The sequence below is a fragment of the Limibacterium fermenti genome (assembly GCF_041902845.1).
GTDB classification, from domain to species: Bacteria; Bacteroidota; Bacteroidia; order Bacteroidales; family Dysgonomonadaceae; genus Limibacterium; species Limibacterium fermenti.
Genome location: NZ_CP159486.1, coordinates 2,645,370 through 2,664,424, shown reverse-complemented (window position 1 = coordinate 2,664,424; position 19,055 = coordinate 2,645,370). Strand labels below are relative to the sequence as shown.

Here is a 19,055-nt window from a genome sequence, read left to right as displayed (position 1 = left end):
AAACACCCCCGGTAAAATTACGGTTTAACTAAACCAGCGGGTGAGTGCCGAGAAAACAGTTTCGTTTTCTTTTTGTTTGTTCGCCGGTTTGGGCGGAGCAAATACGTTTAGTCCGCGGGGAATAACTTTTACGTGAATATCTTTGCCTGTTTCGATGGGTTCGCCATCGACGTGCATCACGCCGGCATGCGATCGTTTAATCGTCAGGTTACTCGTGAGAAGCGTGGTCATCTTGCTGTTCTTGTCGATGTTTTTTGTGAACAACTGTAGGGTGGTTTGCGGAATCTCGAGCGCGTTGAGCGGCTTTAAGATAGACACGTTCATTTTGCCGTCTTCCATATCGGCTCCCGGTGCGATATAGGCTTCGTTGCCATATTGGGAGGCGTTTCCGCACGTGATAATGAATGCCCGTTCTTTCAATTCCCCGTCGTCGTAGGTGATCTCATATTCTTCAGACTTAAAATCCACCGCACCTTCCAATATGTTCCGAAAATATCCGAGAGGGCCCCGATTCTTTTCTTCGGCGAATTTACCGCTGATAAAAGCGTCGAATCCCACACCGCAGGTACAGAAAAAAATATGTTCGTTGGCCACGCCGTAATCGATAGTGCGGGTATGTCCCTTAAGAATGATCTCGATGGCTTTTTCGGAATCCAACGGAACACCCAATTCCCTTGCTAATCCGTTTCCCGAACCGAAAGGAATAATCCCCAAGGTCGTGTCGGAGTTTACAAGCGCTTTGGCCACTTCATTTACCGTGCCGTCACCGCCTGCGGTAAGCACAGAATCAAATGCATTCTCCATCGCTTCCCGGGCGATTTCGGTCGCATGATTGGGATAACCTGTAAGACGGAAGATAAGATCGAACTCTTTTTGATCGAAAGCAGCAGCCACTTCGTCGGGAATGTTCTTCTTCGATTCGGTTCCCGATACCGGATTAATGATAACGCAGACTTTTGTTTTTTTCATAAAGAAATTATTAATAGTATCATAACAGTCATCAGTTGATATAGTTCGCTTTTCGTGTTCTTTTTAATCATTGAGCATTCTCCGCAAATCCGGAGAACACCTGTTATGCCCAAGTGACATGCCGGCTTTGTCAAGTGGACTGCCGGCTTCGTCAAGTGAGCTGCTGGCCTGACCTAGTGTCGTACTGATTGTATCAAGTGAGCTGCTGGCCTGACCTAGTGTCGTCCTGGTTGCATCAAGTGGGCTGTTGGCCTGACCTAGTGTCGTACTGGTTGCATCAAGTGGCTTTCTGATCTGACAGAATGGCGTACTGGCTTTGTCAAGTGAACAACTGGCCTGACCAAGTGTCATGCTGGACTGACCCGGTGTCATACTGGTCTGACAAAACGTCGTTCTTGCATTGCCGGGTGGAATGCCGGCAGCGGCAAGTGTCCTGCTGAAGAGGAAGAGCGCCGGTTTGATGCCTCCTAAAGGATGGACTATTCCCGCTTCCCGATATGTCCGGTTGCACCTTTCAATTCTTTTCCTCCCTTGTGGGGAGTTGAACGGAGGGTGAACGATCGAGCAGAGGGGATCGATACCCGTTGCCTAGCGGATAATCTTTTTTTTATTTGTCCTGTAAGCCTTTGTTGCGTATTTTTGCACACAGAAATGGAAAAGGATACTCATATATTGGAACGGCCGGACAGTTTGATTTTCGATATGGACGGCACTCTTTGGGATAATGTCGATAATTATGTCGTTGCGTGGAATCGCGCCTTGAAGATACAAGGGCTTGATGTGCAGGTGACGCGTGAAGAACTATTGGGCTTGATGGGCAAGGAAGCGAAACAAATACTGGTTCGTTTAAGGCCGGATGCTTCGGAAGAGGCGCGTGATGCGTTGTTCGAGGAAGTGACGGTGCAGTACCATGCATTAGCGGCGACGATGCACCCCAACGTGTATGACGGCGTAGTGCAGGGATTGGAGAATTTAGCGCAAAAGTATAAACTTTTCCTGCTGAGTAACTGTGAAGAAGGCGGATTGCTCAAATTCATGCATTATACCGATACATCCCGTCTTTTTACCGATTACATGGAGCATGGGCAAAACCTCAAGCCGAAAGAGTTTAATATGAAGCTCCTGAAAGAGAGAAATCGTTTGCAAACTCCGGTATATATTGGCGATACGGATACCGACAGCCGGGCATCGTCGGTTGCCGGGTTGCCGTTTATCTATATGACGTACGGATTCGGTAAAACAGACCGATATGTCCTTGCGTTTGATTCATTTGCGAAAATGACCGATTATTTTATGACTCTATAACCCGTATCGTCCCATGCACGCAGGCTTTATTCTGCTTATTATAGTCCTTTATTTTGCGGTACTGATGTTGATATCGTATCTTACCGGCCGGAAAGGGTCGGACAACGATGCTTTTTTCCGCGCCAACCGCTCGTCGAAATGGTATGTCGTAGCCGTTGCCATGGTCGGCACCTCTATTTCGGGAGTGACCTTCGTATCGGTTCCCGGGATGGTTCGGGGCTTGGATATGACCTATATGCAAATGGTGTTGGGCTTCTTTTTCGGTTATCTCGTCATAGCGTATGTGCTGTTGCCGTTGTATTATCGGTTGAATCTGGTCAGTATTTATGGTTATCTGGGACAACGTTACGGCAGAAAGTCGTATAAGACCGGCGCATGGTTTTTCTTGATATCCAAGATCGGTGTGGCTGCCACACGACTTTATCTGGCCGTTTCCATCCTGCAATTTTTGGTGTTCGATGCATGGAATGTGCCTTTTTTTGTGACGACGTCCGTCATCATCTTTATTATATGGCTTTATAGTCATCGCAGTGGGATCAAAACGATTATCTGGACGGATTGGCTGCAAACGCTTTTCTTTTTTACGGCCTTGGTGTTGATTGTCTGGCATGTGGCTTCCGAATTGAAGTTGGATTTCGGAGGAATGGTCACGACCATTGCTCGTGATCCGCATTCCCGCATTTTTGTGTTCGATGATTGGGCCGGCACCCAGAACTTCTTTAAACAGTTTTTCAGCGGTGTGTTTATTACTATCGTGATGACAGGGCTCGACCAAGGGATGATGCAGAAAAACCTCACTATCAAAAGCCTCAAGGATGCCCGTAAGAATATGCTTTCGTACGGCTTTGCCTTTATTCCCGTGAACTTGCTATTTCTGAGTTTGGGTGTTCTTTTATTATTATATGCCGGGCAAAACCAAATCGTCTTGCCGGAAGTGTCGGACAATATCCTGCCGTATATTATCAGTGAATATTTAGGGTCGGGCGTCTTGGCTATTTTTATTATTGGAATTACCGCTACCGCTTTTGCCAGTGCCGATTCGGCTCTAACTGCCCTGACCACTTCTTTTTGTGTGGATATTATGGCGATGAGCGACAGTGGCGGAGATAAAACGTTGGAGAAGAAAAACGTCGCCATCCGCCATAAAGTGCATATCGCCATGAGTGTCGCTTTCGGATTGGTGATTGTCGGAATTTATGCGATTGGCTCCGACAGTATTCTTACGGCGTTGTATAAACTCGTGTCGTATACGTATGGACCGTTATTAGGCCTCTATTTCTGCGGACTTTATACGAAGCTACGGCCTGTGGATAAATGGGTGCCTTATGTGGCCGTTGCGTCGCCGATTCTTTGTTTCGTCATTGAAATAGGGATGAAGCAACTGTTTCAGTATACGGTCGGATATGAATTGCTGTTAATGAATGGAGGTTTTACGGCATTGGGACTGTGGTTGCTGTCGGGGAAGGGGCATAGCTTCGCCGATAACAGCGCCGCTGATAGTGCTTCGCTTCGCTCGCGATAATGGCTTACGCCGTAAGAGATTGATGTAGATTGAATGAGATTGATAAGTGAATGAATATGATCATTAAAAGTGCTGAGTTTGTAATAAGTAATACCGATTTCCATAAATGCCCCCAACACGGGAAGCCGGAGTATGCGTTTATCGGGCGTTCGAATGTCGGGAAGTCGTCGCTTATTAATATGTTGACGAACCGAAAAGGCTTGGCCCTGACGTCGGCCAAACCGGGGAAGACCGTTCTCATCAATCATTTTGTTGTGAATGACGAATGGTATCTGGTGGACCTTCCGGGATATGGATATGCCCGTAGAGGAAAAGAAAGCCGCGAGAAATTGCGGGAGATCATTGAGGGATATATCTTAGAGCGGGAAGCCATGACCTCGCTTTTTGTCCTCATCGACTCTCGGCATGAACCGCAAAAGATCGATTTGGAGTTTATTGAGTGGTTGGGCGAGCAGGGCATTCCCTTCTCGATTGTCTTTACAAAGGCAGATAAACTGGGAACCGGTCGGCTTCAAATGAATATCGATGCCTATAAAGAGACCTTGCATGAAACGTGGGAGGAATTGCCGCCTGTTTTCGTCACTTCTTCGGAGGAAGGAACGGGTCGGGAGGAAATACTCGATTATATCGAAGATATCAACCGTAGCTTGCAAAAAAGTAAAGGTTTCGCCCGATAGGCGGGAGTATCCGAATTACGGCTCATCCTTTCCCTTCACCTGGATTTCGGAAGAGAAACGAATCATCTTTCCTGAACCGCTTACACCTTCGCCGGTTACCGTGTAAGTGGTTGCGCTGTCGGCCGAGTAGAAGTCTACGGTTGCTTCGCCGTCTTCCGAAAAGCGGACATTTGGTTTCCAATAGATTGTTGTTCGCAGATCGGGAGCGGACGCGTTCTTTTGTTCCGGCGTTTCATAGACGGGAGAATAAAATTCAGCGGCTTGTTGATATCCTAAGGGAATGATCTGTTCGATATTCAGCGATTTCCTCGGTTTGGGTTCATATCCCATTTTGGTGGTAATGACAATCGCTCCGTTCGTGTTGGGAAAATATCCCGGCAGGAAAGAATTATCTTTTACGACGAACAGGTTATCAATGCTACTGACATCGATATCGTCCAAGCGGTCAAAAAAGTCTTCATAGGTAATATTATCGATAATAAAAGCGACGGGTGTTTGAGAGGTGGAGGTTGTTATTTTGTCACTTCTCACAACGATCCCCGGTTGCGTATATAAGAGCGATTTTAAGCTGCTTACGGCCATCTTCTCGATATCTTCCGCTGTGCGTAGGCCGGTAGCCGATAAAGCGGAATAATAAACGGATTCTTCGTATTTTCCCGGTTTATGCCCGGTGACCGTTATTTCTTCCAGATCGATGGTGCGGATACCATATTTTTGAATATATGCTTCATTCGCTTTCTCCAGATAAGCTTTTTCATTGTCCGTCGGTCCGTTGGCGAAATCAAGCCTTTCCGGTAGCCCTGCATACGCGCTTTCGGGAAAGCTTTCGCGTTCTACTTCAATGAGATTGTTCTTGTTCCCTTTCTTGCTCAATGATTGGATGGTAAAGGCCGTGCCTTCGGGAAATTCCACATTGAATGTAAACCGGCCCTTGTCATCGGTTTGGGTCATTTCCGTCGTGACTAAAGAATCCAAAGAGGCAAGCAAACTGATATGTCCTTCTTTTAAGGAGCGGAATAGGCCGTCTGCTTTTCCCGATATCTGCTGGGAGACCTCCGGTGCGAACGCATCGGGTGTCTGAATGTCGCCTCGTAACACAGCCGGGATGTCGTATCTTCGCCATCCTTGGGTCATCATCAGCGCATCCAACGCGTATTTATTCATTTTGTTTCCCCGGAAGTAAGAGGCCGGGGATTCGATATATCCTTTCAGGTCGGAAGATAAGAGCAACGTCGAAACGATATCGATTGTCGTATCGAGGGCTACCGTATGATTATCCGTCACCGAGACGGCGATACTTCCGGCCGAAAAAACAGAATCGGCATTCTCTGCATTCAGTTTGAGTAGTATATGGTCTCGGGTGGTGTAAGACGGTTTGGAGAGTGATGTGTGGATGGCCGGGAAATCCGTTTCGTTCAGGGTGAAGACCATCCGTTCGCTTATGATTTGCTTTCGCGCATCGAGCAGCAGAATGCTGATCACACCCGATGGAAAAAATGTGGCCGGAAAGGTATAGACTTCCGTCGCCGGATTCCAGGGAGCGTGATACAGTACTTGCCCTCTCTGATGAATGAGCAATGAAAAAGGTTCTTGTACTTTCGCTTCGGATTGCAGGGCAACGATGAGTTTCGCCCCTACGAAACGGGCGGAAAGGGCCTTTGCCCCAGGTTGTACCGCCGGTAGGGCGAATCGCTTATCGACCCCCTGTGTATTCCTGCAAACGGCGTAGTAGGTTTCGTTGGCGGCAGGGACAAAATTGAAAAATCCCATCCCTAAATGTAAACTTTCGAAAGCGACGATTTCTTCTCCCTTCGAATTATATAGGTTGCCCGAAATATCTTCTCCCAATCCCGAAGTGTTCAGTGATTTAAACGCCACCTGGCAGGTTTTGGCCGGCACCATATATCCGCCTTCGGGGAAGAACGCCACCTCGAAATCGTCCGCTGCATAGGGAAGGGTGTAATACCGGTTGTATTTACGGTTTTTATAGACAAGGCTTATCAGCATCGATCGGTTCTTTTCTTTTTCCGGCAACTGAAATTTCCATTGGAAATTCGTCTTTCCCGTAGGATTCACTGTCTTTACCGGTTTCCCTTTAAGTTTCCAGGAGACGATTTCGGGTGCCACGGTATCGCCCTTCTGCACATCTACGAAGCGGAACGATGCCTGTACATTGTTTTTTCCTACAACGAAAGAAGGAACGGTTCCCAATTGCAGGGAAAAAGGATTGAGTATCCGTACCGTTTTCCGGAAGAAATAGTCCTCCCCCTGATTCCGCATATATTTCGTGTAAGCCCTCAGCGTGTAGGCGCCTTCGGGCAAATCGTCCGCAAGATTGAGATAACCGTGATACGAACCGGTGCTGTCGGGGCGTATTTTGACCCGTTTTACCACATCGTCCGCCGGGTTAATGATTTCTACATACACATAGCGGCTTATATATACCGGTTTGTGATCGGCGGCATTCACCAAATGCGCCCGAAACCGGATTTGTTCCCCGGAAAGATAATCCGATTTATCGGTTTGCAGATATATTTTTTCCTGGGGAAAAACGTAAAGTTGCTCCATAAAGCGCACGCTCACAGAATCGGCTTCTTCCGTACTTTCCTGAGCTATTGCTGCGGCGCCTGTAAAGAAGAGGCACAAGCAAAAAAATAAAAGTACTTTTTTCATGATTGCTTACATTAAAAAAACAATGAATAGTCTGCTTTTGATTCCTTTAATGATATGCGAAGGTCCCTATTATTTTATTATCGGGAATGTTGTGGCCATACGAGTTTGTCGATATCGACACCCAAGGATGCCGCTTTTTGCAGATAAGTTTCTTTTATATCTTCGGGAATAACGGTTTGGCGCGAAAGGATCCACAAGTATTCGGGAGATCGACCGATGATTAAGGCATACTGGTAGTTCTCATCGAGCGCAACTACGTTGTAGCCCCCGTAGAAGGGCCCGAAAAAAGAGACCTTCAGAGCGGCCACATCGGGCGATTTTCTGAATTTGGCTTTTCCTTCGGCACGTGACCATTGTTTCTTTATGGAGTGATAACCGCGATTGATGACTTTAATGCTTCCGTCGGCATTCATGGAATACTCGGCGGAAGTTTTAATCATATCCTTTTCAAATCGGACGTCCGTGCGTGCTATTTCGTACCATTTGCCAAGGTATTTGTCGGGATTAAATGGGGAAATGGGGACGGCACCTTGAGGGGCATATGTACGGGAGTTCATCCAAATCAGCGTTCCCGCGACCAATGTCCCTGCTGCTATAAGGGCTATTTGTTTTTTATTCATGAGATTTTCATTCTTCTTTCACCTCTACCGAAGGAGTATCGGTTATTTCCGGGCTCTTATCTTCTCCTTTTAAATAAGACGGAAGGCTTAGTCCGGCCTGATTGAACAATTCCTCCAGCGGAGGTACCGACTTCATGAGGTTGGAGATGAAATTCGACGTTGAGTTCCCGCCGTTCGGATTGGCGCCGCTGTCCCAAACCGTAATTTTATCGATCTTCAGATTTTTGATCGCTTCTACTTGTTTGCCGACCAGTTCCGGTAATTTATCCGTTATTAAAAGTAAGGCCGCCAATTGAGGATCGTTATTCGCCGCTTTTACCAATTGGTCGTAACCGGTAGCTTGTTTGGTAAGAATCTCCAATGTACCGCGAGCTTCCGCATCCATTTTAGCGAAGATCGCATCGGCTTCTCCTTTGGCCAAACGGCGGATGCGTTCGGCATCGGCTTCCGCGTCGATAATAGCTTTTTCCTTATCTATTTGTGCCGGAACGACCACATTCGCATTTTGAGTTGCTTTCTCACGATCGGCGCGTGCCACTTCTGCATCTCGTTCCGATTGATAGGCTTCTTCCAACGCTTTCGCAGCCTGCACTTTTTCGGCTGCGACCGCCTTACGGCCAGCTTCCGCTTCTTTTTCACGGCGTGTGGCATCCGAATTGGCAATGGCTATCTTGGCATTGTTTTCGCCCTCCACTGCCAGCGCATTGGCTTGCGAAGTGCGGATGCGCGTGTCGCGCACAGTCTCGGCTATGCGGATGTCTTTGTCTCTGTCGGCCTCGGCCTTGCCGATTTCGCCGTACCTGTTTTGTTCGGCAACGCTCTTCTTGGCTTCGTTGATGGCTTTTGCCGCCGCTTCTTTTCCCAGTGCTTCGATGTAGCCCGATTCGTCTCGGATATCGGTAACATTCACGTTGATTAACTTCAATCCTATCTTCCGTAATTCTGCTTCCACATTGGCGCTTACGTTGGCAAGGAACTTATCGCGATCGGCATTGATCTCTTCAATATCCATTGTGGCAATCACCAGACGTAATTGTCCGAAAAGGATATCGGTAGCGATATTTTGAATGCTGGCGGTATTTTGTCCCAATAATCGTTCCGCCGCATTCGTCATGCTTTCGGGATCGGTGGAAATACCGACGGTGAAACGGCAGGGAACGTCCACCCGTATGTTTTGTTTACTCAAGGCATTCGTCAGATTGCATTCAATCGATATGGGAGTCAAATCGAGGAAAGCATAACTTTGGAAGACCGGCCATATAAACGCCGCTCCACCATGGATGCAACGTGCCGAACTCGTGCCTCCTTCGGAATTTTTTCCTGTTTTCCCGTAGACGACGAGTATCTTGTCGGACGGACAACGTTTATAACGAGATAATATGGCAGCGAATGTAACAATAAGTACCACTGCAAAGATGACAATAATCAGAGGTGAATACATTTTGTATAGAGTTATGAATTATGAGTTATGAATTATGAATTATGAGTTATCAATTATCAGTAGGTTCCACTAAAAGAATATTCGAGGAAAGGACATCCATTACGCGGATTGGCGCCCCATTGGATAGCGTGGGGCCGTCGGTTTGCGCGCTATATTCGCGTACGGCGCCTTGTACGGTAATCTGTACTAATCCCAAACCCTTTCGTTCTCCCGGAATGGTAAGGTAAACGTTCCCTTTGCAGCCGATCGTCTTCGAAATGGTTATGGTTCCGGACTGTTGAAACGAGTTCAGCCATACGAAAAGAAGCATAACTGCTATGACCAATAATATCCCGACGATAACCGCTAAAACGATCGTTCCGGCCGTAGAAAGCCCCGAAGACTCCAATCCGATAACCGTCCAACTGAATCCCAAGAGGAAATTAATCAGATTTCGGAAAGTGAATAATTGAAAAGGCGTATCTATATCGCTTGAAGTATCAACGTCTAGATCACCTGAAAAATCGGCTCCGGAGTCCATTCCGATAAACGTTAAGATTGCCTGAATAATAAATATGGCCGATGAAAAAATAGCGATGCTCCATATTATTTTCATGAAAGAATCCAGCATTAACCACCACTCTTGCATATCGTATTAAGTTATAAAATGAATACTAATCAATTAATAATTAACAATAAAATGATATCTGCAAAAGTAGTGAAATATTTTGGATTACGGCTGCATTTTATTTAAATATATTAGAATCTGTTTTGAATTTTTTTATGCGGCGTTTTTTAGTCATTTTTTGATGGATTTGGGCTTTCGTTTCGCCTCAAATAGCGGGCTACTTGAAAGAAAGGAAAGTTTAAAGGCGCAAAAATAGGCTACGTTTGCAAAACCGGATATTTAAAGTGAAAGTTTTTTTATACCTTTGTATCCAAAATGTATAAAATGAATATCAACTGAAAGATTATGAGACAATCCGTTTTGTTTTTCATTTTTTTTGCCATTTCCTATATAGGCGGTGGAGTGGGAATGCTTCCCTTATATGGTCATTCATATCAGGGCGCGACAAACTTGTCTGACAGTTTGGATCTTTTTAGAGATATCACCGATATCCGCAACCAGGTCAAACGATCTGTTAATCAGGATACCCCCGATCCCCCTACGGTTGTTCCGCAAGCCATTTTCCAACCGATAGATACGAATCGCTTCGAGGTGCAAAAGACAAAGACGAGGCCGGTTATCTATCTTCCCCCTGTCAATCCGTTAGATTCCGTCTATTCGCGTAAACCCAACGGAACGTTACTCTTGCCTCCGGTATTGTATAACTCCGAATCGATGCGCGGACTCACCTTCCGAGATACGCTCTTTTATGATCCGTTGTTCTTGCCGATGATATTTACCGGCGAAATGTTGCCGCGGGATTTATCGTTTTATCCGCCTAAAGATACCGCCTCCCTCGGATTTCTTATTCCTCAGGAAAAAACGTTTGCGCCCCAATTACGACACCTTGATTTTGTGAAAAGTGTCAGACGGCAATATTATATCGATCATCCCGACCAGATGAAGTATTCAGTGGCTTATTTCGATTCGATCCCGCCGATAATAAGGGATGCGGAAGTGAAGGAGTCTTTCAATCCCTTGCGGGAACTAATTAAACCTCAGTCCACTTTTTCGTTGGATGCTCCGAATATAGAGGGCGTACAGATCGGTCGTAAGTATTGGGTTTTTTCGGGTGATCACTCGTTGCAGTTCTCCCAGTATTTCTTTTCGGAAAACTGGTATAAGGGCGGAACGAATTATGTCAATATCTTCAATAAACATATTTTGAAGGCTGATTATGCTAAAGATAAAGTTAAATTCAATAATTCCCTTGAATGGCGGTTGTCGCTTTCCACCGCTCCCGACGACACCTTGCGAAATTATCGGATAGGCGATGACATGATTCGCTATTATGGGAACTTAGGTATCGATGCATTTTTGAAAAAATGGTCTTATTCGATGAATACGGAAATCAAATCGCAGTTGTTTAATAACTATCCGGTAAATAAGAATGATTTGATTTCGGCATTATTAGCTCCTTTATATGTAAATGCCGGTATCGGTATGAGATACGAACTGAATAAATCGTTCCAGTCGGTAAGGCATCGTCAGTTGAATTTGACCATTGACCTTGCTCCTATATCCGTCAATTACAAGTTAATTGCGAATGACAAGGTCGATATTGCCCGATATGGTATCCCCGAAGGAAAAAACTCTTTGCTTGAACTCGGTTCTACCATTACTTCCAATTTCAAGTTCAAATACAATCAATATATTACCTGGACTTCGCGATTCAAGTATTTCACCAGTTATGAAAATGTGTTGGCTGAATTTGAGAATACGCTCGATATGAAGTTGAGTAATTATTTCTCTACCTCCGTTTATCTCTATCTTCGTTTTGACGATGGAGTGCCTCCCAACGAGAAGTATAAATATTTGCAGGTCAACCAGAGCTTAACGTTCGGGTTGAACTACAAATGGTAATCACGAAAACGAACCGAATTGTGTCGTGGGACTGAAGTGGAATCCGTTCAGGAATCCGCGGATGTCCATGCGCTTTCTTCCCGATAATTGCACGTCCGTAACGCTCATGTACCCATCGGCGGCGGCTATATGCAAATAGGTTTTATGATCGGTGTCTATCGTTCCCGGGATGCCGGGAGAGTCCTTTTCGATGATGTCGGCTGCAAATATTTTCAGTGTGTGTGTGTCGCCGTCGGCGTCTTGCCACTCCGTGTAAGCGGCAGGGTAGGGCGATAGCCCTCGGATGAAATTGCGGACAACTTCTACCGGCTTGTTCCAATCGATCAGGCAATCCTCTTTAAAGATCTTAGGCGCCGGTTTCAACTCCGGCGTATCCCCGACCAAACGGTTTTGAGGAATAGGCGTAACGTTATCGTCGAGGATGGCATCGACGGTTTTCAGTACCAAGTGGGCGCCCATCACCATTAAGCGGTCATGAAGCGTTTCGGCCGTATCGTTTGTTTCGATGGGCGTACGGTCTTGAAAAATGATCTTTCCCGTATCGATTTCGTGCGTGAGGAAAAAGGTCGTCACACCGGTTTCCTTCTCACCGTTGATGATAGCCCAGTTGATGGGTGCGGCGCCCCGGTATTGAGGTAATAGAGACGAATGGAGATTAAAAGTCCCTTTCGAGGGCATATTCCAAACCACTTCGGGAAGCATCCGGAAAGCCACCACGATTTGCAAATCGGCTTCGAGGCGTTTCAGTTCGTTGAGAAAGACCTCATTCTTTAGTTTGTCGGGTTGAAGAATGTGCAATCCTTTTGACAGAGCATATTCTTTTACCGCCGAAGGGCGCAGTTTATAGCCCCGCCCTGCCGGTTTGTCGGGCATCGTGATAACGCCGACCACATTATAGCCGTGTTCAATCAATGCTTTCAATGAGGGAACCGCAAATTCCGGCGTTCCCATAAATACAATACGTAAATCTTTTTTTTCCATCCTGATTTCTCCTTATCATTTTTCTCTACTCGCCATTCACTACTTACTACTCACCGTTCATTTACTCATCCGATTCGGAATAATTCTTCAGCAACACCTCCCGGTAAGCATTAAACACCGACGATTGCGACAGGATACCCTGATAAAGCCCCGAGTCGTCGACGACAGGCAGGTTCCAGGCTTTGGTATCTTCGAAGGTATTCATTACCTGTTCCATCGTGGAATGAATATTGATTTTCGCCGGCGCTCCCACCATGAACCGTTCGACGTGAAACCGGTCGTAAAGCTCCGGCCGGAACATGATGTTGCGGATGTCGTTTACCAATACCAATCCCAGCAATACACCCTGATGATCGGTTACCGGAAAGATGCTCCTGCTGCTTTTGGATAACACCTTAACCATATCGCCGAGGGTCATTTCGGGCGTCACGACCGGAATATCGGTTTCCAGCAGGTCTTTTATCTTAAGAAACGTAAGTACCGCTTTATCTTTGTGGTGCGTAATCAATTCACCCCGTTTCGCCAGCCGCATGGCATAAATACTATGCTTCTCAAATAAGAGAATCGTTGCATAGGCACAGCTCGACACGATCATCAGCGGTAGAAACAGGGCATATCCTCCCGTCAGTTCAGCGATTAAGAACGTCCCGGTCAACGGTGCATGCATTACCCCCGCCATGAGGCCAGCCATGCCCATTAATGCAAAATTTTCCTGCGGAAGAAATGTAGAATATCCCAGCGTATTCAGCGAGTACGAAAAAATAAAACCGGCCAGACATCCCATCAACAAAGTCGGTGCGAATACGCCCCCCGTTCCGCCTCCTCCGTTCGTAGCGCTGGTCGCAAACGCCTTGAAGAGCAATACGAGGGCTAAGAACATAATGATCCCCCAAGGGCCTTGAATATCATAGAAGATACTTCCGTTCAATAATTTGTTGTAATGCTCATCCCCTGCCAAAAGAATATTTATCGAGTCATATCCTTCACCGAATAACGGAGGAAAAAGAAAGATGAGCAAGCTGAGCGTCACACCTCCCAACAGAAAGCGTTTCCATTGGGGCAAGGCTTTGTAGACGTCTTCAATCCAACTCATCGCACGGATAACATACCACGAGATCAGTCCGCAAAAAATGCCTAACAAGATGACGTAGGGGATACGATTGAGGGTGAAAGGCTCTACTTGTGAAAAAGCAAAGAGGGCATCGGGACTTGTGAGAATATAAGAAACCGTGGTTGCCGTAACTGCCGTAACCAATAACGGAAGGATTGACGAGAGGGTCAAATCGAGTAGCAGTACTTCGATGACGAACAAAATACCTGCGATAGGCGCTTTAAAGATTCCGGCAATGGCGCCGGTTGCGCCGCATCCTACCAAAATCATCAAATTACGCTGGTCGAGTTTGAAAAAACGTCCCAAGTTCGATCCGATGGCCGATCCCGTCAATACAATCGGAGATTCCGCCCCCACCGAACCTCCGAAGCCGATCGTTATAGAACTGGCGATCATCGAAGTGTACATGTTATGTGGTTTGATGCGGCTTTTGCGTTGCGATATGGCAAATAAGATTTTGGTTACCCCATGACTGATATCGTCTTTTACCACAAATTTTACATACAATCCGGCGATAAGGATGCCGAGTACCGGGTAGAGAAGATATAAATAGTTGGCTCCGGTTTGAACGAAACTTTCCGTCAGCATCGATTGAATGAAATGAATCGCTTCTTTCAGTATAAACGATGCCAATGCCGTAAAAATACCTACCAGAAAACAGATAAATAGCAAAAAGGGGCGCTCTTTTATATGGGAAGTACGCCACAACAGAAAATTATCATAAGCTTTTTTTAGTTGCACAAATTCCACAATTCAATAATTCAATGATTTCAGGATTCGACAGTCCCCTTGTCCCCTTGTCTCCCCATCCGGTCGCCATTACTTGCGGATCACTTCGATGGAACCGTTGGCCCCTAACCGTATAATACCCGAAGGCGCCGCAGGGGTGTTGTCGTGCTGCCGGTACGAAACCACGTAATCGACCGCATCGATAATTTCCTTTTCGATATCGGCAAACCGTTTCGGAGAGGCGTGTCCGCTTATATTGGCCGACGTGGAAACGATGGGCCTGCGGAATTGTCTGCACAAAGCACTCGAAAAAACTTCGCCGGTAATGCGGATGCCGATCGATCCGTCTGTGGCAATCAAATTTTGCGCCAGATTTTGCGCCTTTTCGTAGATGATGGTCAGCGGCTTGTCGGTGAGATCGATCAAGTCCATCGCAATGTCGGGTACCTCTTGCACATACTGGTAGAGTTTCGCCGGGTTATCGAGCAATACGAGCATGGCTTTATGATCTTGCCGTTGCTTGATGTCATAAACCCGTTTTACCGCTTCCTCGTTCGTTGCATCACAGCCTATTCCCCAGATCGTGTCGGTGGGATATAAGATGACGCCTCCTTTTTTCAATACTTCACACGCTTTTTGAATATCTTCGTTCATTTTATCCGTAGGTTTTGTGATTGATTTTTTGAAAGAGTGTTGCGTCTTCGTAAAAATCGCCCGAAGATAACCATTTTTGTAATGTGCCGGAAAGGATATAACCGGATTTTTTAAACAGGTTGATACTTCTGGTGTTTTGTACGGGGACGACGGCATACAGTTGATTCAGTTTCAGGAACCCGAAACAATACGCTTCGAGTAGCTCCAGTATCTGCGAAGCATACCCCTGACGGTGGTAATTTTCATCGACAAGGATGCCCACGCCGGCACGCAGGTGGAACGGATCGAAGTCGTATAAATCGATACTCCCAATCGTTGCGTGGGTACTTTTCAACTCGACCATTAAGCGTAGTTGCTTGTCCTGATAAATATCCTGTTTCGATTGGATAAGATATTGCTTAAGCGCGAAGCGGGAAAACGGGACTATCGAGGACCCGTATTGCCACCATTCCGTATTATTCTCCCATTTGTAAAGAATGTCGAGATCTTCCGGTTCGGGAGCGCGCAGTCGTATATGATCATTTTCAAGCATCTTCATGGGCCTCTTTTTCGGTATCGGTTAAAGCAATCAGTTCGGCATCGGAAGGTTTGCAAAAGAAGTATATAATCAGTAATACAATCGTAAGCCACAAAAAATTATGGTTGCGGGAACACGAGAATAAAACGATATTCGCCACCGTAACAATGCCTACACTATACAAACGGATAAAATAGGCGCGGGCATATTCTTTCTCGGGCGGACGGTTGATGGAGCCTTTCGAAACTTTTTTCAATCTTTCGGAAAAAGTCTTCAATGCCACAGGAATAGCGATGATCGTAACGAGGATGGCATAGCGTTCCGCGGTTACGGTTATGAATTCGGCATAGCGGCTCAAATCGATAACGCGGAATAATACCAGCGCCAAGAGGGTGGCGATTACAGTCACGTGTATATAATAATGTGTCGACAGGCTTTTAATGGTTCCTGTATTTCTGGCTTTCTCCATTTACTTTGATATTAATTTATACGATTCATTGAAAGGCGTCCGGTTCAGAATAGACCGTCCGAGCGTTATTTCATCGGCATATTCAATTTCATCGCCGATAGATACCCCTCGGGCAATAATGCTGACGTTGGCCGCATACGGTTGTAGTTTACGGTAGATGTAAAAGTTGGTGGTATCGCCCTCCATCGTGGCGCTTAAAGCCAGAATCACTTCCTGTACGCCGTCATTCTTTACCCGCTCCTCCAAACTTGCAATCTCCAGATCGGAAGGCCCTATGCCGTCGATAGGGGAGATAATTCCCCCCAATACATGGTACAAGCCTTTGAATTGTCCGGTTCTTTCGATAGCCATCACTTCCTGAATGCTTTCCACCACACAGATCATCGAACGGTCGCGTTGCGGATTGGCGCAAATATCGCAAATATCCTTATCGCATATGTTATGGCAACAAGAACAATAATGGATGTCGTGCCTGAGTTTTACGATCGTTTGTGCGAAATTATCGACCATTTCCTTGTCTTGGCGCAAAAGATGCAAGACGAGGCGTAATGCGGTTTTCCTGCCGATTCCGGGAAGTTTGGCAAATTCATTCACCGCATTTTCAAGTAAAATAGATGGATACTGATGATTCATTCGAGGAAAATATGATTACCCAACAAAGATACAACGATTCACCGGATCGGACAAATTTCAGGTGTCGAAAGAATTTGAAGATTATTTTGTCTATAATTTCAAAGGAAAGGCTAAAAATTAGTAATAAATTTGTAGCTTTGCAGTGGAAAATGAAACATATTTTTTAAATATTTTTGGTTATGAAGAAGTACAATTTTAGTGCCGGTCCTTCTATTCTGCCGCGAGTGACGATGGAAAAAACAGCAGAGGCCATCATGGATTTTAATGGTATAGGCCTTTCGATTATGGAAATCAGCCATCGTTCGAAAGACTTTCAGGTTGTTATAGACGAAGCTGTTGCTTTGTTTAAAGAACTTTTGGATATTCCGGAAGGCTACAGCATATTATTTTTGGGAGGAGGAGCCAGCCTGCAATTTTGTATGGTTCCGTACAATCTGCTTGAGAAAAAAGCCGCTTATCTCAATACGGGGACGTGGGCCAACAAAGCCTTGAAAGAAGCTAAGTTGTTTGGTGAAGCAGTGGAAGTGGCTTCGTCAAAAGAGGCCAATTACAGCTATATCCCGAAGGATTATGTGGTTCCCGCCGATGCCGATTATTTTCACATAACGACGAACAATACGATTTTCGGAACGGAATTGCATACCGATATCGATAGTCCCGTGCCATTGGTAGCCGATATGTCGTCGGATATTTTTTCCCGTCCGCTCGATGTGTCGAAATATGCTCTTATTTATGGAGGAGCTCAGAAAAACCTTGCTCCGGCCGGTGTGACTTTTGTCATTGTGAAAGAGGATGTGTTGGGAAAAGTGTCCCGTCCGATTCCTTCGATGCTCGATTACCGTATTCATATCAAAAACGGCTCGATGTTCAATACCCCTCCGGTGGTTCCTATTTTTGCCGCTTTGCAGACCTTGCGTTGGTTGAAAGAATTGGGAGGTGTGAAAGCGATTGAAAAAATCAATATCGATAAAGCTGCCCGGTTGTATGATGAAATCGACCGCAACCGGTTGTTTAAAGGCCCGGCTGCAGAAGAAGACCGTTCGTTCATGAATGTGTGTTTCGTGATGGAAGATGAATATAAAGAATTAGAGCCGGAGTTTTTGGATTTTGCCGTTAAACGGGGCATGTCGGGTATTAAAGGGCATCGTTCCGTAGGAGGCTTCAGGGCATCTATCTACAATGCCATGCCCGTGGAAGGTGTACAAGCATTGATCGATTGCATGCAGGATTTCGAAAAACAAAAGTAATTTACGATATAACACGAAATAATGAAGGTCCTTTTAGCAACAGAGAAACCTTTTGCCCCACAAGCAGTAAAAGAAATTAAAGGAATTATAGAAACAGCAGGTTATACGTTTGCCGTAATAGAAAAATATACGCATAAATCCGAATTAATAAAGGCTTTGGAAGATGTCGAAGCCCTCATTATCCGGAGTGATAAGATTGACAAGGAGGTTATCGACCATGCACCGCAGTTGAAAGTGATTGTGCGCGCCGGTGCCGGGTACGACAATGTTGACTTGAACGCCGCCACTCAGCGCGATATTTGTGTGATGAATACGCCCGGGCAGAATGCCAATGCGGTCGCGGAATTAGTCCTCGGACTTATTATATTCATGCAGCGTAATCAGTTCGACGGAACATCGGGGCATGAACTCAAAAGGAAGCGGCTTGGACTGTATGCCTTTGGGAATGTCGCCAAAATGGTGGCAAAAATTGCCCGCGGGTTCGAGATGAGTGTCCAGACCTACTCACCCTCGTTGACGCATGACGATCTCCGGAAAGAAGGAGAGTATGGTGTTTTATCGGTCTATAGCGTGGAAGAGTTGTTCGAAACATCGGATATCCTTTCTTTGCACATGCCGCTTTTGAAGGAAACACGTGAGTGCGTGAATTATGCGTTATTGTCTCGTTTGCCGGAAGAAGCCCTTTTAGTGAATACGGCGAGGAAAGAAGTGATTAAAGAGGCAGATTTGATCCGTATTATGGACGAACGTCCCGGTTTCCGGTTCATTACCGACATTCAGCCCGATAATCATGCGTTGTTTAAGGAAAAATTCGGCAACCGGTATTTTTCCACGCCCAAGAAGTCGGGCGCTCAAACGTTTGAAGCCAATATCAATGCGGGGCTTGCGGCAGCCAAACAAATCGTGGACTTCTTTCATACCGGCACTACGCGTTTTCGGGTAAATTAATCTTTACCCTTTCTTCGAAAATGCACGAAACTAAGAAACTGTTTAAATTT

Annotated in this window: 17 protein-coding genes; 6 read left to right on the top strand and 11 right to left on the bottom strand. The window is 45.9% G+C overall.

Going from position 1 to position 19,055, the window contains the following annotated elements; genetic code table 11:
* Positions 1 to 24: 24 nt before the first annotated feature.
* Positions 25 to 969, bottom strand: a complete 945-nt coding sequence (locus ABNK31_RS11640; RefSeq protein WP_418892680.1) for a diacylglycerol/lipid kinase family protein — start codon at positions 967 to 969, stop codon at positions 25 to 27.
* Between the two features lie 651 nt (positions 970 to 1,620).
* Here ABNK31_RS11640 and ABNK31_RS11635 point away from each other — a divergent pair.
* The 3 genes from ABNK31_RS11635 to yihA are packed head-to-tail and all read left to right on the top strand — an operon-like array spanning position 1,621 to position 4,473.
* The gene (locus ABNK31_RS11635) at positions 1,621 to 2,274 is read left to right on the top strand and encodes an HAD family hydrolase (RefSeq protein WP_418892679.1); all 654 of its coding nucleotides are present in this window, start codon (positions 1,621 to 1,623) and stop codon (positions 2,272 to 2,274) included.
* Between the two features lie 13 nt (positions 2,275 to 2,287).
* Positions 2,288 to 3,796 (top strand): sodium:solute symporter, encoded by a 1,509-nt coding sequence (locus tag ABNK31_RS11630; protein ID WP_418892678.1) that lies wholly within the window; start codon positions 2,288 to 2,290, stop codon positions 3,794 to 3,796.
* Positions 3,797 to 3,852: 56 nt separating this feature from the next.
* Positions 3,853 to 4,473, top strand: coding sequence for a ribosome biogenesis GTP-binding protein YihA/YsxC (yihA, locus tag ABNK31_RS11625; RefSeq protein WP_418892677.1), 621 nt, complete (start codon positions 3,853 to 3,855; stop codon positions 4,471 to 4,473).
* Between the two features lie 15 nt (positions 4,474 to 4,488).
* Here yihA and ABNK31_RS11620 read toward each other — a convergent pair whose 3' ends face one another.
* From ABNK31_RS11620 to ABNK31_RS11605, 4 genes are all read right to left on the bottom strand, one after another.
* On the bottom strand, positions 4,489 to 7,146 hold the full coding sequence (locus tag ABNK31_RS11620; protein ID WP_418892676.1) for an MG2 domain-containing protein: 2,658 nt from the start codon (positions 7,144 to 7,146) through the stop codon (positions 4,489 to 4,491).
* A 77-nt stretch (positions 7,147 to 7,223) separates the two neighbouring features.
* Entirely contained in the window at positions 7,224 to 7,766 is a 543-nt protein-coding gene (locus tag ABNK31_RS11615; protein ID WP_418892675.1) for a lipocalin family protein, read from the bottom strand.
* 7 nt (positions 7,767 to 7,773) lie between these two features.
* A complete protein-coding gene (locus tag ABNK31_RS11610; RefSeq protein ID WP_418892674.1) occupies positions 7,774 to 9,207 on the bottom strand; it encodes a flotillin family protein in 1,434 nt (477 codons plus the stop codon).
* A 49-nt stretch (positions 9,208 to 9,256) separates the two neighbouring features.
* Entirely contained in the window at positions 9,257 to 9,835 is a 579-nt protein-coding gene (locus ABNK31_RS11605) for a hypothetical protein (protein ID WP_418892673.1), read from the bottom strand.
* A gap of 324 nt (positions 9,836 to 10,159) precedes the next feature.
* Here ABNK31_RS11605 and ABNK31_RS11600 point away from each other — a divergent pair, with 324 nt between their 5' ends.
* Positions 10,160 to 11,716, top strand: coding sequence for a DUF3078 domain-containing protein (locus ABNK31_RS11600; RefSeq protein ID WP_418892672.1), 1,557 nt, complete (start codon positions 10,160 to 10,162; stop codon positions 11,714 to 11,716).
* Here the strand turns inward: ABNK31_RS11600 and fmt are convergent, their stop codons facing one another.
* From fmt to recR, 6 genes are all read right to left on the bottom strand, one after another.
* Positions 11,717 to 12,697 carry a methionyl-tRNA formyltransferase gene (fmt, locus tag ABNK31_RS11595; RefSeq protein WP_418892671.1) on the bottom strand — a complete coding sequence of 327 codons (981 nt, stop codon included), beginning with the start codon at positions 12,695 to 12,697 and terminating at the stop codon, positions 11,717 to 11,719.
* Between the two features lie 61 nt (positions 12,698 to 12,758).
* Positions 12,759 to 14,549 (bottom strand): chloride channel protein, encoded by a 1,791-nt coding sequence (locus ABNK31_RS11590; protein ID WP_418892670.1) that lies wholly within the window; start codon positions 14,547 to 14,549, stop codon positions 12,759 to 12,761.
* A gap of 78 nt (positions 14,550 to 14,627) precedes the next feature.
* Positions 14,628 to 15,191, bottom strand: a complete 564-nt coding sequence (locus ABNK31_RS11585) for an L-threonylcarbamoyladenylate synthase (protein WP_418892669.1) — start codon at positions 15,189 to 15,191, stop codon at positions 14,628 to 14,630.
* Between the two features lies 1 nt (position 15,192).
* Entirely contained in the window at positions 15,193 to 15,729 is a 537-nt protein-coding gene (locus ABNK31_RS11580) for a GNAT family N-acetyltransferase (protein ID WP_418892668.1), read from the bottom strand.
* A complete protein-coding gene (locus tag ABNK31_RS11575; RefSeq protein WP_418892667.1) occupies positions 15,716 to 16,177 on the bottom strand; it encodes a hypothetical protein in 462 nt (153 codons plus the stop codon). Before ABNK31_RS11575 ends, ABNK31_RS11580 begins: the two co-directional genes overlap by 14 nt.
* The gene (gene recR / locus ABNK31_RS11570; protein WP_418892666.1) at positions 16,178 to 16,810 is read right to left on the bottom strand and encodes a recombination mediator RecR; all 633 of its coding nucleotides are present in this window, start codon (positions 16,808 to 16,810) and stop codon (positions 16,178 to 16,180) included.
* Positions 16,811 to 16,989: 179 nt separating this feature from the next.
* Between recR and serC the strand changes: the two genes are divergently transcribed.
* Both serC and ABNK31_RS11560 read left to right on the top strand, forming a co-directional pair.
* Positions 16,990 to 18,057, top strand: coding sequence for a 3-phosphoserine/phosphohydroxythreonine transaminase (gene serC / locus ABNK31_RS11565; RefSeq protein WP_418892665.1), 1,068 nt, complete (start codon positions 16,990 to 16,992; stop codon positions 18,055 to 18,057).
* Positions 18,058 to 18,078: 21 nt separating this feature from the next.
* Entirely contained in the window at positions 18,079 to 19,005 is a 927-nt protein-coding gene (locus tag ABNK31_RS11560) for an NAD(P)-dependent oxidoreductase (RefSeq protein WP_418892664.1), read from the top strand.
* The last annotated feature ends 50 nt before the right edge of the window (positions 19,006 to 19,055 follow it).